24 protein-coding genes are annotated in these 19474 nt (G+C 47.3%); 21 read left to right on the forward strand and 3 right to left on the reverse strand.

The window, feature by feature from the left end:
* Positions 1-69: 69 nt before the first annotated feature.
* Positions 70-1071: a patatin-like phospholipase family protein gene (locus gpAD87_RS05460; RefSeq protein WP_064640760.1), complete on the forward strand. Its 1002-nt coding sequence runs from the start codon at positions 70-72 to the stop codon at positions 1069-1071.
* Between the two features lie 68 nt (positions 1072-1139).
* On the opposite strand, the gene gpAD87_RS05465 is transcribed toward gpAD87_RS05460, so the two are convergent.
* Entirely contained in the window at positions 1140-1472 is a 333-nt protein-coding gene (locus gpAD87_RS05465; protein WP_064636718.1) for a hypothetical protein, read from the reverse strand.
* A 5-nt stretch (positions 1473-1477) separates the two neighbouring features.
* Complete coding sequence (locus tag gpAD87_RS05470) at positions 1478-2470, reverse strand: DUF1385 domain-containing protein (protein WP_063565687.1); 993 nt, start codon at positions 2468-2470, stop codon at positions 1478-1480.
* 215 nt (positions 2471-2685) lie between these two features.
* On the opposite strand from gpAD87_RS05470, the gene gpAD87_RS05475 reads away from it, so the two are divergent.
* From gpAD87_RS05475 to gpAD87_RS05495, 5 genes are all read left to right on the forward strand, one after another.
* On the forward strand, positions 2686-3264 hold the full coding sequence (locus gpAD87_RS05475) for a YqhR family membrane protein (protein ID WP_063565688.1): 579 nt from the start codon (positions 2686-2688) through the stop codon (positions 3262-3264).
* A gap of 77 nt (positions 3265-3341) precedes the next feature.
* Complete coding sequence (aroQ, locus tag gpAD87_RS05480) at positions 3342-3785, forward strand: type II 3-dehydroquinate dehydratase (RefSeq protein ID WP_064636720.1); 444 nt, start codon at positions 3342-3344, stop codon at positions 3783-3785.
* Positions 3786-3824: 39 nt separating this feature from the next.
* The gene (locus gpAD87_RS05485) at positions 3825-4898 is read left to right on the forward strand and encodes a M24 family metallopeptidase (protein ID WP_064636722.1); all 1074 of its coding nucleotides are present in this window, start codon (positions 3825-3827) and stop codon (positions 4896-4898) included.
* Between the two features lie 297 nt (positions 4899-5195).
* Positions 5196-5753 (forward strand): elongation factor P, encoded by a 558-nt coding sequence (gene efp, locus gpAD87_RS05490; RefSeq protein ID WP_053784402.1) that lies wholly within the window; start codon positions 5196-5198, stop codon positions 5751-5753.
* A 191-nt stretch (positions 5754-5944) separates the two neighbouring features.
* Positions 5945-7198 carry an aspartate kinase gene (locus tag gpAD87_RS05495; RefSeq protein ID WP_064636724.1) on the forward strand — a complete coding sequence of 418 codons (1254 nt, stop codon included), beginning with the start codon at positions 5945-5947 and terminating at the stop codon, positions 7196-7198.
* A gap of 79 nt (positions 7199-7277) precedes the next feature.
* Here gpAD87_RS05495 and gpAD87_RS05500 read toward each other — a convergent pair whose 3' ends face one another.
* Positions 7278-8027, reverse strand: coding sequence for a 2-phosphosulfolactate phosphatase (locus gpAD87_RS05500; RefSeq protein WP_064636726.1), 750 nt, complete (start codon positions 8025-8027; stop codon positions 7278-7280).
* A gap of 276 nt (positions 8028-8303) precedes the next feature.
* On the opposite strand from gpAD87_RS05500, the gene spoIIIAA reads away from it, so the two are divergent.
* The 15 genes from spoIIIAA (at position 8304) to folD (ending at position 19465) form a co-directional block, all read left to right on the forward strand.
* The gene (gene spoIIIAA, locus gpAD87_RS05505) at positions 8304-9308 is read left to right on the forward strand and encodes a stage III sporulation protein AA (RefSeq protein ID WP_064636728.1); all 1005 of its coding nucleotides are present in this window, start codon (positions 8304-8306) and stop codon (positions 9306-9308) included.
* A complete protein-coding gene (gene spoIIIAB, locus gpAD87_RS05510; RefSeq protein WP_064636730.1) occupies positions 9301-9819 on the forward strand; it encodes a stage III sporulation protein SpoIIIAB in 519 nt (172 codons plus the stop codon). Before spoIIIAA ends, spoIIIAB begins: the two co-directional genes overlap by 8 nt.
* Positions 9820-9848: 29 nt before the next feature.
* A complete protein-coding gene (gene spoIIIAC, locus gpAD87_RS05515; RefSeq protein WP_017687585.1) occupies positions 9849-10052 on the forward strand; it encodes a stage III sporulation protein AC in 204 nt (67 codons plus the stop codon).
* A 32-nt stretch (positions 10053-10084) separates the two neighbouring features.
* A complete protein-coding gene (gene spoIIIAD / locus gpAD87_RS05520; RefSeq protein ID WP_017687586.1) occupies positions 10085-10474 on the forward strand; it encodes a stage III sporulation protein AD in 390 nt (129 codons plus the stop codon).
* Between the two features lie 21 nt (positions 10475-10495).
* Positions 10496-11686, forward strand: a complete 1191-nt coding sequence (gene spoIIIAE / locus gpAD87_RS05525) for a stage III sporulation protein AE (RefSeq protein ID WP_064636733.1) — start codon at positions 10496-10498, stop codon at positions 11684-11686.
* Between the two features lie 30 nt (positions 11687-11716).
* The gene (gene spoIIIAF, locus gpAD87_RS05530; protein ID WP_064636735.1) at positions 11717-12595 is read left to right on the forward strand and encodes a stage III sporulation protein AF; all 879 of its coding nucleotides are present in this window, start codon (positions 11717-11719) and stop codon (positions 12593-12595) included.
* 15 nt (positions 12596-12610) lie between these two features.
* On the forward strand, positions 12611-13249 hold the full coding sequence (gene spoIIIAG / locus gpAD87_RS05535) for a stage III sporulation protein AG (protein WP_063565697.1): 639 nt from the start codon (positions 12611-12613) through the stop codon (positions 13247-13249).
* A gap of 65 nt (positions 13250-13314) precedes the next feature.
* A complete protein-coding gene (locus gpAD87_RS05540) occupies positions 13315-14154 on the forward strand; it encodes a SpoIIIAH-like family protein (protein ID WP_064636737.1) in 840 nt (279 codons plus the stop codon).
* Positions 14155-14293: 139 nt separating this feature from the next.
* The gene (gene accB, locus gpAD87_RS05545; RefSeq protein ID WP_024630998.1) at positions 14294-14758 is read left to right on the forward strand and encodes an acetyl-CoA carboxylase biotin carboxyl carrier protein; all 465 of its coding nucleotides are present in this window, start codon (positions 14294-14296) and stop codon (positions 14756-14758) included.
* Positions 14759-14813: 55 nt separating this feature from the next.
* Positions 14814-16157 (forward strand): acetyl-CoA carboxylase biotin carboxylase subunit, encoded by a 1344-nt coding sequence (gene accC, locus gpAD87_RS05550; protein ID WP_064636739.1) that lies wholly within the window; start codon positions 14814-14816, stop codon positions 16155-16157.
* Positions 16158-16383: 226 nt separating this feature from the next.
* Positions 16384-16794 carry an Asp23/Gls24 family envelope stress response protein gene (locus tag gpAD87_RS05555; RefSeq protein WP_024630996.1) on the forward strand — a complete coding sequence of 137 codons (411 nt, stop codon included), beginning with the start codon at positions 16384-16386 and terminating at the stop codon, positions 16792-16794.
* A gap of 148 nt (positions 16795-16942) precedes the next feature.
* Positions 16943-17482 carry an alkaline shock response membrane anchor protein AmaP gene (gene amaP, locus gpAD87_RS05560; RefSeq protein ID WP_064636741.1) on the forward strand — a complete coding sequence of 180 codons (540 nt, stop codon included), beginning with the start codon at positions 16943-16945 and terminating at the stop codon, positions 17480-17482.
* A 14-nt stretch (positions 17483-17496) separates the two neighbouring features.
* Positions 17497-17730 (forward strand): DUF2273 domain-containing protein, encoded by a 234-nt coding sequence (locus gpAD87_RS05565; RefSeq protein ID WP_064636743.1) that lies wholly within the window; start codon positions 17497-17499, stop codon positions 17728-17730.
* A 195-nt stretch (positions 17731-17925) separates the two neighbouring features.
* Positions 17926-18378: a transcription antitermination factor NusB gene (nusB, locus tag gpAD87_RS05570; RefSeq protein WP_063565701.1), complete on the forward strand. Its 453-nt coding sequence runs from the start codon at positions 17926-17928 to the stop codon at positions 18376-18378.
* A gap of 229 nt (positions 18379-18607) precedes the next feature.
* The gene (folD, locus tag gpAD87_RS05575; protein WP_064636745.1) at positions 18608-19465 is read left to right on the forward strand and encodes a bifunctional methylenetetrahydrofolate dehydrogenase/methenyltetrahydrofolate cyclohydrolase FolD; all 858 of its coding nucleotides are present in this window, start codon (positions 18608-18610) and stop codon (positions 19463-19465) included.
* The last annotated feature ends 9 nt before the right edge of the window (positions 19466-19474 follow it).

The following is a 19474-nucleotide window of genomic DNA, read 5'->3' on the forward strand; positions in this document are numbered from 1 at the left end:
TATGACCAACCCCTGTTCTCATACAGTGGCAGTAGTAGCATGGACTGCCTGGAGAACGGGGGTTTTATTGTGTTGATTAATGGAGTATTTGAAGGTGGCGGCGTAAAGGGAATTTCGCTTGCCGGCGCCGTAAAGGGTGCAGAAGATCACGGTGTTGAGTTCAATCGGGTAGCGGGCACGTCCTCGGGTTCCATCGTAGCTGCTTTGCTGGCGGCTGGCTATTCGGCGGAAGAGATGAAAGGCATTATCGAGAATACGCCTTTTGCTTCGTTACTGCGACGTTCCCCCATATTTGATACCAAGTGGATCGGACCCGCAGCAAGGCTGTTTTTGAAGAAAGGTCTATATTCTGGGGAAGCGCTGGAATGCTGGATTCGGGATATGCTGAAAAAAAAGGGAGTTCGGACGTTTGCTGATCTGCCTCCAGGTAAGTTGCTAATCATTGCATCCGACATTTCCAACGGCACTATTTTGGTGCTTCCAGACGATATCAAACGATTCGGAATTGAACCTTCGAAACTGGAAGTAGCCAAGGCTGTACGTATGAGCTGCAGTATCCCCTATTTCTTCGACCCGGTTGCCATTCGCAGATCCCCGATCCTGTCCAAAGGATTACGTTTTGCGGACCAGTTTGTTTACATCGTCGATGGCGCGTTGTTGAGCAATTTCCCGCTCTGGCTGTTCGATGGTGATCGTACAGAACGAGGAGGAGATCTCATCCCTGTAGTCGGTTTTAAAATGGTTGGCAAAACCGAAGGAGAGCCAGCTAGAATCAGAGGACCTCTAAGTATGCTTCAGGCATTGGTTGAAACGATGCTAACTGCTCATGATGAGCGATATATCGAACAGGTTAATCGATTCCGTACTGTGAAAATTCCTACCCTTGGAATTAAACCGACAGAATTTCACCTTTCCGTACAGGACAGTACAGCATTATATCAATCTGGGGTCACCGCCGGTAATGAATTTTTCAGTGGATGGAATACCAAGATATATGGTGAGCAGCTGGACAAACAGAGACGAGAACTGAGAAAAAAACAAGCGGAAACACCACCGCTGACTCCTGTATAAAAATGAAAAAGCAATTCTCCGCATGTTTGGAGAATTGCTTTTCTGTGTGTTTCGCCGATATCAGCGTTTTAGTGATACTTAGGTACGTCTTCATCACTTTTACCCTTTTGTCCCTGAATCACTTGGAAAGGATAATCCTTGCGTTTTTTGGAAGAACCGCTACTTTTTCGGGCACCAGACTGTGCATTAACTTTAGCCATGGTTTTAGCAGATGGTTTAATCTTCGGTGATGATGTCTTGCGTGCCCAACGGTGGGGCGGATATTTATAGAGCAGGAACACAACTCCGAACACGACGAGGGGGATGATAATTTGGGATAAACCTCCACTTCCCAGCCTAGTCAAGATTCCAATAGCAGCGAGTGCGATGAACGTCCAAAATATGATTGCCTGCTTCTTCATATCATTCACCCTTTCACAGGATCAAGTGTTGCAACAGGAACTTCCGACGTGGCCGAAACGTTTGCGAGTTTGGCATCCAATTCACGCATACGGTTAAACGAAGCAATGGATACTTCTACCTGTTCATTCGTTGGCTCTTTGGTTGTCAGCAATTGCAGCCACAGCCCCGGGTATCCGAGATAACGAAGTACAGGGATGTCACGTACAGAGTTGGTCATCTTCAACAATTCGAATGAAATACCGAGTACTACTGGCAACAACAGTAACCGCTGTCCCATACGTTCCCAGAGGTTGTCGTATGTGAAGAGCGAGTACAAAAATATGCCGATAATGACAGTCAGCATAATAAAACTACTTCCGCAACGGTAATGCAGACGGCTATACTTCTGCACATTCTCTGGTGTAAGCTCTTCTCCGGCTTCATGAGCACTAATGACTTTATGTTCTGCACCGTGGTATTGGAACAGACGTTTAATCATCGGTGTCTGGGAGATCAGCCACAGATAGGCAAGCAACAGAATCAGCTTAATTCCGCCTTCCAGTAAATTATGCAAGAACTGATTGTCGAATGCATTTTTGAAAAGAAAATTCTCAATAACAACCGGCAACAATGTAAGCACAATTTTACCAAAGAGGAAAGAAAGGATAGCTACTGCGGTGACGCCGATAATCATGCTAAGGCTCCAACCTGAGCCTTCTTTTTCTTTTTGCTTTGCTTTTTCTTCTGGTTCCAGTTCATCATCAGCGTATGCGTCAGCAGAATAATTGAGATGTTTGCTTCCTTTGACGCTCGAATCTATAATGCTGACAATCCCGCGCAGTAGTGGAATCCGCCGCAATTTCATGACCCAGGACTTGTCTTGCTTGGGAACTTCCAGATACGTAATTTCGCCGTCTTTTCTTCGCACAGCTGTAACGTTGACATGTTTACCGCCGAACATTACGCCCTCAATGACAGCTTGCCCCCCGTAGCTGACAGGCTTGGATTGTTGAGGCAAATTATTCACCTTCCTATTCTGTTCTATACCTTCATGGTCGAAGGCAGTTTAATAACCCTATTGTATCGAATTTTGAGAGCAATTTCTAGTTTACGAGTTGATCTAAGGGCGATGTTGTTAACTTTGTCCTGATTTGTACATACTACCCGGTAGAGTTAGGACGAAAATGGAGATTTATTCGCAGTTTTGCAAACTGAACGTGAAGGAGAATATCGATGACAGAGCATACGAGTGAACGCACATCCCATAAGGAAAATCAGCGTGCTGACAAAGGAGAGCAGAAGGACCGGGGTAGACGTCCTACCCAGCGACAAGACCAGGCACATTATTTTACCAAGCCGTTCCCTTTTGCAGTGGAGCTAGGTTTTTTCGCAGGTTTTATCTGGGGAGGTTTGCATTGGCTGTTCTATCTGCTTCATTTTACGATTGTGCCATTGGGATTTTTGGCTGAACCGTTTTTTAAACATAATTTTATCTATACTGCAGCAGGGCATTTGACCGGCTGGCTGTTTTTTATTGTTTTTTCGGTTCTCGCTTCCCTGATTTACACGTTCACTTTGAAAAAATGGGAAGGCCCGCTTCCAGGCATGGGTTACGGGATTTTTTGGTGGCTCATTATCTTTGTCCTGGTAGGTCCAAAACTGGATATGGTGAAGCCCTTAAACCGTTTAACCTGGGATTCAATCATTACAGAAATTTGTTTCTTTTTGCTGTGGGGACTGTTTATTGGCTACACCGTAGCCATGGAGTTCACGGATGAACGGAAACGTGAGCCAGAGCAAGCGGGAGCATAGCCGCAAAAAAGCTTCTCAATCCGGCAATGGCTGTGTTAAAATAGCAGATGGTTATTTGCAGAAAGGGTGGAGCAGCTATGAAACGGATTGTTGTAATCAATGGCCCGAACCTGAACATGCTCGGAGTACGTGAACCCGGCATCTATGGAACGCTTAGTCTGAAGGATATTGAGGATAAAATTCGCAGACAGGCGGAGGAGCTGGGCGTCTCCATCGCTTTTTATCAATCCAATCACGAAGGGGACATCATTGATCGAATTCATGCAGCGATGGGCGATGCAGACGGAATCATGCTGAATGCCGGAGCGCTGACCCATTACAGCTATGCTGTGCGTGATGCCATCAATGCCGTAAAAGTTCCTACAGTAGAAGTACATCTATCCAACATTCATGCACGCGAAGCGTTCAGACATCATTCAGTAATTGCTGCCGAAACAATCGGACAGATTGCCGGATTTGGCGAAGTAAGCTACGAACTGGGGCTGCTGGCTCTTGTGCGTTATCTGAACAAACAAACCTGAGCCGGGGACCCGGGAATGTGAGAGAAAGAAGGGTTACCGATGGAAAACAAACGAGTAAATAAGTTGCGTGAGGCCATGCAGGAACATGAACTCACGGCTATGCTGATTACAAATCCGATTAACCGTCGTTACATGACGGGCTTTACAGGTTCAGCAGGATATGTGCTGATTACGGAACAGGAAGCTTATTTGCTTACCGATTTCCGTTACATGACTCAGGCGCCGCAACAAGCCAAAGGATTCACTGTTGTGGAACATGGACCTAAACCGTTGGAATCCGTACGTGAATTGCTTGCATCGGCGAATATCAAACAGGTTGGCTTTGAGCAGGATCATGTCACTTATGGCACACATACTGCTTATGCTGAAGCACTTCAGTCTATTGAATTGAAAGCTGTATCCGGTATAGTGGAGCAACTTCGCATGTTCAAGGACGAAGATGAGATCGCTGTAATGCAAAGAGCTGCGGATCTGGCTGATGCAACATTCAGTCACGTTTTGCAATTTGCAAAACCGGGTATGACTGAACGTGAAGTGGATTTGGAGATGGAGTTTTTCATGCGCAAACATGGAGCAACTTCCTCTTCGTTCGATACCATTGTGGCATCGGGTGAACGTTCTGCTATGCCTCACGGTGTAGCAAGTGGCAAAGTCATCGGACAAAATGAGTTAATTACATTTGACTTTGGTGCGCTTTTGGATGGATACTGTTCAGATCTGACACGTACCATCGCAACGGGCACACCTGTACCTGAACTGCGTAAAATTTACGATATCGTACTGGAAGCCCAGTTACATACGCTGGCGAACCTGAAACCGGGCATGACCGGACGGGAAGCAGATGCATTGGCACGTGATATCATTGCAGGGCACGGATACGGAGAGCAATTCGGACACAGCACGGGTCACGGTCTGGGTATGGAAGTCCATGAGGCTCCTCGTTTGTCCAAGCTTAGCGACGATGTATTGAAACCGGGCATGGTGGTAACCGTTGAACCGGGTATCTACATTGACGGCCTTGGCGGCGTGCGTATCGAGGATGACGTGGTGATTACCGAGACAGGTATTCACATTTTGACGAATTCGGACAAGAAGTTCACCGTAATTGGCTAAATTACAGCCAACGGTGTTATAAGACGATTTTTAATTTATGCTTTTGAATGAAGTAAACATGGAATTACACAATAACGGAGAGGGCAGAAAAAACCTGAAGAAGCGAAGCGCTCGCCTTTATCCCCGGATTTCTCCCTATTAGGATAGGGATTAAAAGAAATCTGGGGATAACAGCGATCGGAAGGTTGTTCTGCCATCGTAGTGGTCTGTGTAATATGACAGTTTGACTTGTTCAAACTTACATTAACGCATCGTCTTATATCACCTACTTTTCAACCATATCAGGAGGGATTTTTTGTGATTTCAGTAAACGATTTTAAAACAGGCTTGACCGTACAAGTGGACAACGACATTTTCACTGTAATTGATTTCCAACATGTTAAACCAGGTAAAGGCGCTGCCTTCGTACGTTCCAAACTGAAAAACCTGCGCAACGGTAACACTGTTGAGAAAACATTCCGTGCAGGTGAAACCATTGGCCGTGCCATCATCGAAAACCGTGGCGTATCCTACCTGTATGCTAGTGGTACAGAGCACACGTTCATGGACAACGAAACATATGATCAGTTCACACTGACAAGTGACCAGTTGGAGTGGGAATTGAACTTCCTCAAAGAAAACATGAACGTAAAAATCGTTAGCTACCAAGGTGAAATCCTCGGAATTGACTTGCCTACAAGCGTTGAGTTGAAAGTTATCGAGACAGAGCCAAGCGTAAAAGGTAACACAGCACAAGGTGCTACTAAAAACGCAAAAGTTGAAACAGGCTTGAATGTACAAGTGCCACTGTTCATCAACGAAGGTGATGTTCTGCTGATCGATACTCGTGAAGGTAAATACTCTTCCCGTGCGTAACGTTCACATGGTGTAAGCTAAATAATGCGTTAATCCAACCCTTTGCCATTTCCATGGCAAAGGGTTTTTTCGAAAAAAGATTAGCCTATCAGGCGCTTTCGTAATATACTGGGTTAAAGTCATTTTTCGGAGAGAATAATGACGGTGGACATCAATTATGCATACTGCACAAGGTAGGGAGTGGATTTGCGTTGTCATTGTACGTCATGAAATTTGGGGGCAGCTCGGTCGGAGATACAGAGCGCATGAAGCGTGTAGCCGGACGTGTTGTAGAAAAAGCGGATGAAGGACATCAGTGTGTAGTCGTGGTTTCGGCCATGGGGGATACCACGGATGATCTGATTGATCAGGCGAAACAGCTGAACAGTGAACTGCCTGCACGTGAGATGGATATGCTTTTGACTACGGGAGAACAGATCTCGATTTCATTGTTATCCATGGCGATTCAGGCGCTGGGACGCAAAGCCATTTCATTTACAGGCTGGCAAGCGGGATTCCGGACAGAGCCGGTACACGGCAAAGCGCGGATTAACGATATTCATCCGGAACGGGTGAATCAGGCGTTGGCAGAAGGCAACATTGTAATCGTTGCTGGCTTCCAGGGAATGACGGAAGAAGGCGAGATTACGACGCTTGGCCGCGGCGGATCTGATACAACAGCAGTAGCTTTAGCAGCAGCCATCAAGGCTGACGCTTGCGAGATTTACACGGATGTAGACGGGATCTATTCCACCGATCCGCGTATCGTGAAGGTTGCACGCAAGCTTAAGGAAATTTCGTACGACGAGATGCTGGAACTGGCCAACCTGGGAGCAGCAGTATTGCATCCGCGTGCAGTTGAATACGCGAAGCATTCCGGTGTGCCTTTGATTGTAAGATCCAGCTTTAACCATAATGAAGGAACGGTTGTGAAGGAGGAAGCAACAATGGAACAAGGCGTGGTAGTTAGTGGAATTGCCTATGACAAAAATGTGGCTCGCATCAGTATTCTGGGTGTACCAGACGTACCGGGGGTTCTCGCTGAAGTATTTGGTGCCCTTGCATCAGAACAGCTGGATGTGGACATTATCGTTCAGAGCGGTGTGATGGACGGTAAAGCAGACTTCTCGTTCTCTGTTGCGCTGACTGATCGGGAGAACGCACTGCGTGTCATTGAAGCACTTCATAGCCGCCTGCCTTACCGAGAAGTTACTTCTGAAGAAAACCTTGTTAAAGTCTCGATCGTTGGTGCAGGCATGGTTAGCCATCCGGGTGTTGCTGCGAAGATGTTCAAAGTCATCTCGGGCGAAGGCGTTAGCATTAAGATGGTCAGCACTTCGGAAATCAAGGTATCTTGTGTAATTGATGGAGAGAAGCTTCATGACGTAATCAAGGCGCTGCATACAGCATATGATTTGGATACAGCTGAGCAAGCCGTAATTGGCGGACCGCAAGTTCGCAGATAAAAAGAGAAAATTGTTAAGACACATCAAAAGGTGTACTGTGTATTCCCATTCGGGATCGCAGTACACCTTTTTAGATTGTTCACAGCAATTTAAATAGCGGTTCCTTACGCGTTCCTCTGAATGGTTGCATCCGGTTCCCTTCACCCATCTCCGGAACGCAGTCCAGCAAGTTCAATTGGGTACAATACGTTACGTCATGCATCCTCCCTAACCTCTCCAGCCTTCGGCCACCAGCGGATACTCTAACCAGATCGGGTAATTTTTCCTCGGCATGAGTGGCAGCCTGATGGAGCGCCAGGCCCAGATCGTTCAGCATGATTGGGAAAGGGGATTGTCGGTACAGCTCCTCGATAATGCTGCCTGCACATAAACCATCTTCCAGCGCGAACTCATCCTGATCCCCGGCGCATAACAATAAGATATCCCGGCGCAGCTCGCACAGAACAGCCCCCACAGCTTTCACATTAAGGAATGAGCCTGCAAACACATGTCTAGCCTTGGATGCCTTGATCAGGGCGCGTGTGCCATCTGTTGTAGTCAGAATAATGGTTTTCCCCGCAATATTCGGAGTCATATATTCATAGGGGGAATTGCCCACCTCGAATCCTGTAATTTTTTTATCAAAACGCTCCCCGCCACGAATGGCATCCTTCATGTTCAATTGTTTCGCTTGAGGAACAGTTTCTACAGCAATGACGTCTGCTGCATCGTATGCCAGTGCCGTAACAATCGTACTGGTTGTTCGCAACACATCGATTACAACCACACATCGTCCTGCAATATCCATTCTTCGAACTTCATTCACATTGCCTACCACATCGACTCGCACTCCCTACAACTCCTTTCTATATTTGAGGATAGTTGTTTCTGTCCTTTTTTATCCCGAAATGAATATCACCTGTCTGCAAGCACTATATGCACTTGGATATAGACGGGTGCCTAGAACTGGAACAGTTGGCTGATCTATGATTTTTAACTCTCATCCCTATTTTGAAGAAAATGATAGATTTCAGCGTCATAAAATCAATGTACACACATAAACTTGAGATATGAACAAGCACCAGGAACGCAACAAAACCGAATTCAAGGTTGGAGGGGCCTATTCATGATGGTGAACTGGAAGGATATCTTTCCGGAACCGATTCGAACCATTCTGGGAAGAATGCCGCCCGCTTTATTAGATAAAGTGGAGGAAGTACGTATCCGTGAAGGAAGACCACTGGAAATCAATGCAGGAGACACCTATCACTTCCTCACACCCCAGGGCAGTCCGACTTCGAAGCCTGATGAAGCCTATATTCCCTTAAAAGAGGTAACACACAGGCTGCTGGATCTGATCAGCAATCATTCGCTTTATACATTGGAAGAGGAACTGCGTAAAGGGTTTATCACCATTCCTGGCGGGCATCGAATCGGACTGGCTGGCCGGACGGTGTTAAGTGGAGGCCGCGTCGAATACTTGCGCGACATTAATGGATTTAATGTCAGGGTAGCCAGAGAGATTCACGGAGTCGCTGATCGCATTCTGCCTTATCTGCTGGACATGAAAAGTGGACAGGTCATGCACACCTTAATTCTTTCACCTCCGCAGCAAGGCAAGACCACATTACTGAGGGATCTGGCAAGACAGATTAGTAGTGGAACCAAACTTATGGGTGTCAATGAACTTGTTCAGGGCATACGTCCACGTCTAAAGGTTGGCATCGTTGATGAGCGGTCCGAAATCGCTGGAAGTTACAAGGGCGTACCTGGATTTGATGTGGGACCTCGCACCGATGTCATGGACGGTTGTCCAAAGGCTGAGGGAATGATGATGATGCTTCGCTCCATGTCTCCCGATGTCCTGATCGTGGACGAGATAGGCCGACCGGAAGATGCGGAGGCGGTGATGGAAGCACTTCACGCAGGCGTATCTGTCATCGCTACTGCGCATGGTCGTGATCTGGCTGAGCTTTCTTCCAGACCTGCGCTGAGAACCCTGATCGTCGAGCAGATGTTCCAACGCTATGTACAGCTGCAACGGACGAGCCGGGGCATGACCTTTCGATTGGCCGATGGCAAAATGCGTGGTCTCCAGCAGACAGAAGTGGGAGGTGAGGCCTTTGGTTAACATGCTCGGTGCCGTCATCATTCTGCTGGCCAGTACCCTCGCCGGATTCTACAAGGCAAGGCAGTATGCCTTGAGGCCAAGACAACTGCGAGAGTTAATCGCGGCTCTCCAGCGGTTGATGACAGAGATTAACTACGGGTTGACCCCGTTACCTGATGCCATGGGGAAAATGGGAGCCCAGACAAAAGAGCCTGTTCGGACGCTGTTCCTCCACGCAGCCAGGCAAATGGAACCACCTCATGGACACACTGCTCGTGAGAGTCTTCAGTCTGGTATAGAAGAGGCGTGGGGAAGATCAGCCATGAAGGCGGACGAGCGGGAAGTCATGCTGCAATTGAGCTTCAGCCTTGGCACCAGCGATCGTCAGGATCAGACCAAGCACATCTCGTTAGCCATTCAGCAACTTATGCATGAGGAATCCCGTGCCCAAGCCGATCAAGTGAAATATGAACGAATGTGCCGCAGTCTCGGGATGCTTGTCGGAGCGTTAATCGTCATTCTGATCTTCTGAAATAGCCGGGATAGTGAGGTGCCAAGGTCATGAATTTAGAAGTGAACGCAATCTTTCAAATTGCGGGCATCGGAATCATCATTGCAATGATTCATACGGTGCTGAAACAAATGGGAAAGGAAGATATGGCTCACTGGGTGACCGTGATCGGATTTGTCGTTGTATTGTTCATGGTGGTCCGAATGCTGGACAGCCTGCTGCAAGAGATCAAATCGATATTTCTTTTTCAATGAAAACGGTCATGAAGCCGGGATGGTGGTGACCTGTGGAAATTATCCAAGTTGTAGGTCTGGCGCTCATCGCAACGGTTCTCATTCTAGTTATCAAAGAACAGAAGCCCATGTTCGCTTTTCTGATTGCTGCTGCCACAGGCATCGTGATCTTCATGCTACTGATTGGCAAGATTGGCGCGGTGATCGAAGTGTTGAAACGGCTTGCCGAGAATTCAGGCATGGAGAGTATTTATCTGAAAACTGTACTTAAAATTATAGGCATAGCGTACATTGCTGAATTCGGGGCACAGATTGTCAGGGATGCAGGTCAGGAGAGCATTGCTTCCAAAATTGAACTTGCTGGCAAGGTGCTGATCCTTGTACTCGCGATACCGATCATCAGCATTATTATCGAAACCGTCATGAAGCTGATGCCGGTGTAGAGGGAGGCGTGCGGACTTCATATGAAAATGATGCATCACAAGCCGCAGTGGCGCCTTACCTTCGTGCTGACGCTGTGTTTTCTGTTTGGAATCATGGGACAGGTATTGGCCGGTTCTCCCTCGGGAGAGTGGATGCAGCAGCAGGCTGACCAGCTTCCCAAGGATCAGGTGGAAAAATATTGGGACCAACTCATGCAACAATACGGTGGTTTTTTCCCGGAAGGAAAAACGCCTTCCTTTATGGATATGTTAATGCCCGGCAATGAAGGGTTCAGCCTGAAGTCGGTGTTTATAGCGATTGGGACCTTCATGCTGCATGAGATTTTATATAACGGCAAACTTCTGGTCACGATTGTGATGCTGAGTGTGCTAAGTATGATTTTGGAGACGTTGCAGACCGCTTTTGAGAAAAACAATATTAGCAAAATCGCTTACTCCATCTGTTACATGGTCATTATCATCATCGCCATAAACAGCTTCAGTGTGGCGATTGGATACGCCAAGGATGCCATAGCGAGCATGATCAACTTTATGATGGCCATGGTGCCTCTGTTGTTTACACTGCTGGCTTCAATGGGAAATGTCATTACCGTTTCTGTGACCCATCCGCTTATCATTTTCATGATTCATCTGGTCGGTACATTAATTCATATGTTGGTGTTCCCATTACTCTTTTTCTCAGCCGTATTACATCTCGTCAGTTCCTTGTCCGACAAGTACAAGCTTACACAGCTGGCAGACCTGTTACGGAACATTAGTGTGGCTCTACTCGGTATACTGCTTACGATGTTCCTGGGCGTAATTTCGGTGCAGGGGGCATCGGGCTCCGTGGCAGATGGTGTCAGTCTGAAAGCAGCGAAGTACATCGCAGGCAACTTTGTCCCCATTGTCGGCAGAACGTTTGCGGATGCAACGGACACAGTTATCACAGCGTCACTGCTGGTGAAAAATGCAATCGGACTAACGGGTGTCATCATCATCTTGTTTTTATGCGCGTTTCCTGCACTTAAAATTCTGACGCTAGCCCTGATCTACAACATAACTGGCGCGATCATGCAACCGCTAGGGGATACGCCGATTGTAGGATGTCTGCAGGCGATAGGTAAAAGCATGATTTACGTATTTGCGGCACTGGCAGCCGTCGGACTGATGTTTTTTCTGGCAATCACAATCTTGCTAACCGCAGGCAATCTGACCGTCATGATGAGATGAGGGGATACTCGAGAGAAAGGGGCTGGAAGGATGGGGTGGCTGAGCAGCTGGCTCCGGGAATTGATCATGATCGTTCTGCTGGCGACTTTCGTGGATATGCTGTTGCCCAATCGATCCATGGAACGCTATGTCAAGCTTGTGCTGAGCCTTCTTATCCTGCTGACCCTGTTATCGCCCATAACGAATCTCTTGAAAAGTGATCCGGTTGGCGAGCTTAAGCGAGCGATGACCGCCATGGATTCGCCATCGGATGGAAATGTAACACTTGAACAGATTTTGGCTCAGGGCAAGCGGCTGCAATCCAATGAACAGGAACAATCGCTGCAATGGACAGCCAAAGAACTGGCTAACGTAATGAAAGGGCAAATTGAAGAAACAACCGGGGAGAGAGTGCAGTCTGTCGAGGTAAAGCTCGCCATGGATACAAGCAAGCCGGAGACGGATTTGGCCTCTTCGGTGGAACTTCCAGTGATCCAGTATGTTTTGGTGGAGATGTCGGGTGAGACAGCAGCCGGGAAAGTCAGCTCCAATACATCTCAACAGGAAGCGGGGGCAGCTACAAAACCGATATTCGGCTCTGACTCGGAATCCGAAGCCACTGAATCACCTCCAGTAAAGGAGTCAATCGAGATTGGTCAGATTGAGGTCCCGGAAGTACAGATCGAAGTGGAAAGTGGCAGCAATCGTGAAAGTAGCGTGGGCAATGGTAACTCTGACGAGCCGCAAAATGGACAGGAAGCTGACTCCACACCTGTGTCGGGTGAGCTAGCAGAGACAAACTCTCAGCAAGGACAGACGTCCTCCCGATCTGAACGAGCGGTACAAATTATTACGCTGTTGACAGAGAAGTGGGATATTGATGCAAACAAAGTACAGGTGAAAGAAAAGAAAAGTGCTTCGGCGCTGTAAGAAGGAGGGTATCCGATGAGGCAATGGCTCAAAAAGATGGAAAGCTGGTTCGGCGGAGGCGAAGGTGGGCAACGGCGCAGTCAAACCTTTCGCTGGCTGATTATTCTTGGTTTGATCGGAGTCGGAATTATGCTGTTCAACTCTTTCGTCAATGTCAAAAAGATTGATTCCGAAAATATCGGTCGCGAGCCTCCTGATCCGGCTACATCCATGGCATCCATACAGACGGATCCGACGGATCAGAATCCATTTCAGGCGATAGAGATCGCATTTGAGGACAAGATCAAGGGTGTGCTGGAAAATATCGTTGGAGTGGGAACTGTTGATGTGATGGTTACCGTGGATTCTACAGAGGAGCTTGTTGTACAGCGTAATGTGAAGGATTCGCAGCAGCTCACGGAAGAAACGGATGCAAGCGGGGGCAAGCGACATATGACGCAATATACCCGGGATGGTGAGATTATTACGTATGAAATATCAGGGGATCAGACACCGATTGTCACGAAAAAGCTCAAACCGCAGATCCGGGGCGTGCTTGTCGTTGCCAGAGGTGCAGAGAACAAGGTTGTGAAGGACCTGATTACAGATGCTGTGGAAAAAGGACTGAATGTTGCGGCCTACCGAATTTCGGTTGTTCCGCGCAAGCAGGATTAGTCCGAACCATGAATCACAAGATTTGATTGTCATAAGAATGAAGCCAATTCGAGGAGGAAGTTCTAATGAATAACAAACGTCAAACGGTATGGCTCGTATCCATGCTGAGTCTGATGGTCATTTTGTCCGCCTACTACCTGTTCACTGAAGATTCCGGTCCGGTTAATACGCCTGTAGCTGACAGCACGCAGGTGGATGGTATGAAGCAGGGAGAAGCGAAGGAAACGGCTGGAATCCTTGATCCAACAGAAGGTTTGGTTGTGAATGAAGTGGTGAATGGCGGCGAAGTTACAGGAACTGAAGGAGATCAAGCGGCAACTGAATCTGTTGATAATCCTGCGGTTGTAGACGGTAAAGAAGCTGGAGACACCGAGAAATCACCAGCTGCGGAATCGGGAGAGAAACAAGGTGAAGCGGGTAAAGGCAGCGAGAAAGGGACAGACAAAGGCGCAGCAACCACTCCTGAGACAAATGCCGGAACAGAAGGCAGTGCGACGAAAACGGATGAGGACGTCCTCAAGGAGATGGAGGAGCAGAATACGGCGGCGTCTGCGAGCAGCCAATTCCAGAACTATCAGTGGCAGCGTGAGGAAAGTAACAATCGCAAGTATGAAGAACTCATGACCGTTGCGGGCGATCTGAGCAAAACACCAGAAGAAAATGCCAAAGCAACAGAGCAGCTTCGTACGCTCGAAGAAAAAGAAGCCAAAATCAATGGTATTGAAGAAACCCTGTCGCAGCAGTTTGCCAATGCCATCGTTCAAGAGGATGCCGACAAGTATAAAGTCGTTGTTCTCAGTGACAAACTGGATGTAAAACAGGCGGTTTCCATTGTGGATCTGGTGATGAAAGAACTGGCTGTATCCCAAAATAAAATCAGCGTGCAATACGTGACAGAACAATAATCTAAAATATGGAAAAGTAGCCCCGAGAGCTGGATTAGATCTCGGGCTCTTTCCATTTTTAACGATTATGATATAATACATAAAGCCATATGACCGTCCTAGTGAGACTGGCATGATGCCGAAGGAGTGAATAATGGAAATGTTTAAATTGAGTGAGATCAAAGAGCTGATCAAACTGGTAGATGAAAGTTCCGTTCAAGAGTTGGAAATTGAAAACGAAGGATCACGGTTGTCGATTCGCAAACCGGGTAAAACCGAGTATGTTCAGGCAGCTGCTATTCAACCGCAAATGATTGCTGCACCACAGGTGCAACCGGCTGCAGTTGTAGCTGAGGCTGCTCCGCAAGTCGATACTACAAGTCATTTACATAAAATTGTATCTCCGATGGTGGGTACTTTTTACAGAGCTTCCTCGCCGGAAGTAGGTCCTTTTGTAAGCGCTGGTGATAAAGTTGTTGAGAAAACAACGGTCTGTATCATTGAGGCGATGAAGCTGATGAACGAGCTTGATGCTGACATCAAGGGAGAAATCGTTGAAGTGCTGGTTGAGAACGGACAGCTGGTTGAGTATGGACAACCCCTGTTCCTGGTGAAACCGGAATAACGGTTATAACCGCATAACGGCAACTGCATGAGCTTCGAAGGAGGACAATAACGAAATGAAATTTCAAAAAATACTGATTGCGAACCGTGGCGAAATTGCGGTACGTATTATTCGTGCCTGTCGTGAAATCGGCATTTCGACGGTAGCAGTCTATTCGGAAGCGGATAAAGACTCGCTGCATGTTCGTCTTGCAGATGAAGCGTATTGTATCGGGCCTACACTTTCGAAAGACAGTTATCTAAACTTCACAAACCTGATGAGTGTAGCCACACTGACGGAATGTGATGCGATCCACCCAGGCTACGGATTCCTGGCAGAGAACGCTGATTTTGCAGAAATCTGTGGTTCCTGCAATATTACGTTCATCGGCCCATCTCCAGAAGCCATTACCAAAATGGGTGACAAGGCTGTTGCCAAACAAACGATGAAGGATGCAGGTGTACCTGTAATTCCGGGATCCGACGGTTTGGTTGAAAATATGAATGAAGCCATTATGATTGCTAGAGATATTGGATATCCTGTCATTATCAAAGCTACTGCTGGTGGTGGAGGTAAAGGGATTCGTATTGCTGAAGATGAGGAGACGCTGATCAAGCAAATTACAGCTGCCCAGCAGGAAGCACAGAAAGCTTTCGGCAATGCCGGAGTATATCTGGAGAAATTCCTGACAGGCATGAAGCACGTGGAGATTCAGATCATTGCAGACAAACATGGAAATGCAGTGCATCTGGGCGAGCGTGATTGTTCCGTTCAGCGTCGACGTCAAAAGCTGGTGGAAGAAGCGCCTTGTCCAATTATCTCTGAAGATGTGCGTACATTGATGGGAGATGCCGCAGTACGGGCAGCGCTTGCCGTGAATTACTCGGGAGCAGGTACACTTGAGTTCTTGCTCAGCCCTAACGGTGAATTCTATTTCATGGAAATGAATACACGTATTCAGGTGGAACACCCTGTAACGGAAATGGTTACAGGAGTGGATCTGATCCGCGAAATGATCTCGGTAGCTGAAGGCAATCCGCTTTCTTTCCGTCAGGAAGATGTTGTGATCAATGGCTGGTCCATTGAGTGCCGTATCAACGCAGAAGATCCGGACCGTAACTTTATGCCGTCACCAGGCAAAATTGGTTTCTACCTTGCACCAGGAGGACCGGGTGTGCGTGTAGATAGTGCAGCTTATCCGGGCTACACGATCTCTCCTTATTACGACTCCATGATCGCTAAATTGATCGTATGGGGAGCAAACCGGGAAGAGGCCATCGCGAAAATGAAGCGTGCATTGGCTGAGTTTGCGATTGAAGGCATCTCCACAACGATTCCTTTTCATCAGAAATTGCTGGAGCATCCAACGTTCGTTCGGGGTGACTTTGATATCAAATTTCTTGAGGAAAATGAGATTTAAAAGGTATATTGGGCTTGTTTGTCATAATGTAGCCCAAATGATATAGTATGTAATAATAAGAGCGCATGTCTCCTGCAGAGGATAAGCCGCCGCACATACGCGGATGAAGGTTGCAGGAGTTCCGGTAAAGCCGGACCGGAAGGGTTCTGAAGGTCAGATTGGCCTGAGCACCAGCGCCCTAACGGATGGCCGCAAACTTATTTCGCGAAAGGTGTGTTGAACAGTTATGAGTACACTGCCGACAGAATTTGAACGAACGGATATCGGTGAAATCCAGATCGCACCTGAAGTTATTGAAGTGATCGCTGGACTGGCTACAGTTGAAGTCAAAGGTGTTGCAGGCATGAGCGGCGGATTCGCTGGTGGATTTGCTGAATTGCTTGGTCGCAAAAACCTTTCCAAAGGCGTTAAGGTTGAAGTAGGTCAGCGTGAAGCTGCTGTGGATGTTTCCGTTATTATTGAATATGGTTACCGTCTGCCACAGGTGGCTACCGAAATTCAACAAAACGTGAAGCGCTCCATCGAGAACATGACAGGATTGAATGTGAATGAAGTTAATGTGCACATTCATGACGTTCAGTTCAAGAGCACCGAGAAAGTGGAAGAAATCGACCTGAACAGTCAGCGCGTAAAATAAAAGAAGACAGATTCCCCCGGCATCACTGCCGGGGGTTATCCCGTCTTGGACAGGTCTTCATAAAAAGCGGAAGCTTGCACCGGAGGATCATCCTTTTGCCAAAGGGCAGGTTAAGCCATGTTAGTGAGCAAGGGAGGCTGTGCAGTTCGTGGCTAAAATACTGGATCGGCTTCTGTTGTTTATATACAGCATAAGCGTTGGAGCAATATCGGCAGCAGTCATACTTCTTATCAGTGGTGTGCTGCCTTACGAATTGAATTACCAGCAGGAACAAAACGTCATTATTGCGGCGGTTGTTGCAGCAGCGATTTTGTTTATCCTGAGTTTGCGATTTTTCTACATCTCGGTTCGGCGTGATCGTGCTTCATTGCCGTCTGTAGATCAACGTACCGAGTATGGTGATGTGCAGATTTCGATGGAAACGATTGAAAATCTCTGTCTCAAAGCGACTTCCCGTTTCCGGGGAGTACGTGATGTCAAAGCTCGTATTCGTGTGGTTGAATCTGGACTGGAAATTATGATTCGCGCAGTAGTGGATGGCGAGACGCCAATTCCGACGCTGACAGCCGATCTGCAGAAGGCAATACATGATCATGTACATGAGATTACGGGTATCCCGGTTTCTTTTGTCACCGTGTATATTGCCAACGTTACCCAGTCGCCTAACTACAAGAGTCGAGTGGAATGAGGTGAGTTTCACTGATGCTGTGGAGAGAGATTTGGGATAGTCACAGAGGCCGAATTGCCGGAATTGTCGGCGGCATCTTTTTTGGATTTCTTTATGTATGGATCGGTTTTTGGGATATGTTGTTCTTTGCACTCTTGGTGTTCATCGGTTATACGTTAGGTAGACGAAGCGACTCGAAGCTGGGCTCGTTCATTCCCTGGAGGGAATGGGGGCAATGGCTTGGCGATCGTTGGCGTCCCTTTAAGTGAGCCACCTGAACCCTGCAATATGTTTCTTCCGAAAATAGAGCTGTAGTTTAGGTTGCCCGTTTTTTGGAGGAAACGATTGCAGGTTTTTTTGTGAAAAGGGATAACAATATAATAAGATCTCTGATTCCATCAAAGATTTTATATTTTAAAATAAGCATGATGACGCTCCACAGGGAGCGCTGCAGGAGGCAGGACATGAAAAGACGTTTGGCAAGGGAAATTGCAGTACAAAGTCTGTATCAGATGGAAATGAATGAAGTGGGCGCAGCTGAAGCCGTGAATATGTTGATTAATGAAGCCGCAGAAGACAATGAAACCGAAGTGGTTATTCATGATGCAGATGTAATGCGTACCTACGTGACCGAAATGGTACAGGGCGCTTGGAACAATAAAGAAGCGATTGACGGATTACTGGTCGATTATTTGAAAGGCTGGCAGATTAGCCGTCTTTCACGTGTAGACCGCCAGATCCTACGGCTTTCAACGTATGAAATGGTGTTCCGTGATGATATTCCGGCAAAAGTATCCGTCAATGAAGCGATTGAATTGTCCAAGTATTTTGGTACAGATGAATCCGGTAAGTTCGTTAACGGCGTACTTGGGCGTATGATTCAGGAAGTCAGCACCATTAAAGCAAAACTGTCTTAAGTTACAATTAACTACAGTGCGTGTTCAAAAAGACCGATTTTCAGTACCGAAAAGATGGGATGAAGCTAGAAATGGAGTAGCGGAGCGTAGGGAAAACTACGTGAGCAACGGACATTTCGGCTGAATTTCATATTCGATGCTGATGATGCCGATAGGCATCCTTCGTAATCAAAAGCGGACTTTTTGAACAACCTCTAAAAATATGTTCACATAAGGGAGAGAGAGTACAGTGACAGCATCTATTATTAACGGTAAAGAAGTATCCCAAGAGATCCGCGCAAGCATGACGACAGAAGTAAAACAGCTTAGCGAACAGGGGGTAGTACCTGGTCTGGCTGTTGTGCTCGTCGGGGAAGATCCGGCATCCCAAGTATATGTGCGTAATAAAGAAAAAGCATGTCACGACCTCGGTTTCTATTCCGAAGTTCATCGTCTGGATGCAAGCACCTCCCAAGAGGATCTGCTCGCGCTGGTGGACAAGCTGAACAAACAGGAATCCATTAACGGAATTTTGGTTCAGCTCCCATTACCGAAGCATATCGAAGAGAAAGCGGTAATCGATGCGATCGCCGTGGACAAAGACGTGGATGGATTCCATCCGGTTAATGTGGGGAACCTCGTCATTGGTGACGATAGTCTGTTGCCATGCACCCCTGCGGGCGTGATCGAGCTGATCAAGCGTACCGGTCTTGAAATGTCAGGCAAACATGCCGTAGTCATCGGACGCAGCAACATTGTCGGCAAACCGGTATCCTTGCTGCTTCAACGTGAGAACGCAACGGTAACGATGTGTCATTCCCGTACAGCGAACATGAAAGAGATTACGCGTCAGGCAGATATTCTTGTGGTTGCTATCGGACGTGCAAACTTTGTGGATGCCGATTTCGTCAAACCAGGTGCCGTTGTAATCGATGTGGGGATGAACCGTCTGGATAACGGAAAACTGGCAGGAGATGTAGATTTCGAGAGCGTGAAGACGGTATCTGGCCCAATTACTCCGGTTCCTGGAGGCGTTGGCCCAATGACAATCACTATGTTAATGCAAAATACACTGATCGCGGCCAAACGCGCTCACGGATTGAACTAGGTCGAATCT

Source organism: Paenibacillus sp. AD87, from assembly GCF_001659845.1.
Taxonomy (GTDB): Bacteria; Bacillota; Bacilli; order Paenibacillales; family Paenibacillaceae; genus Paenibacillus; species Paenibacillus marchantiae.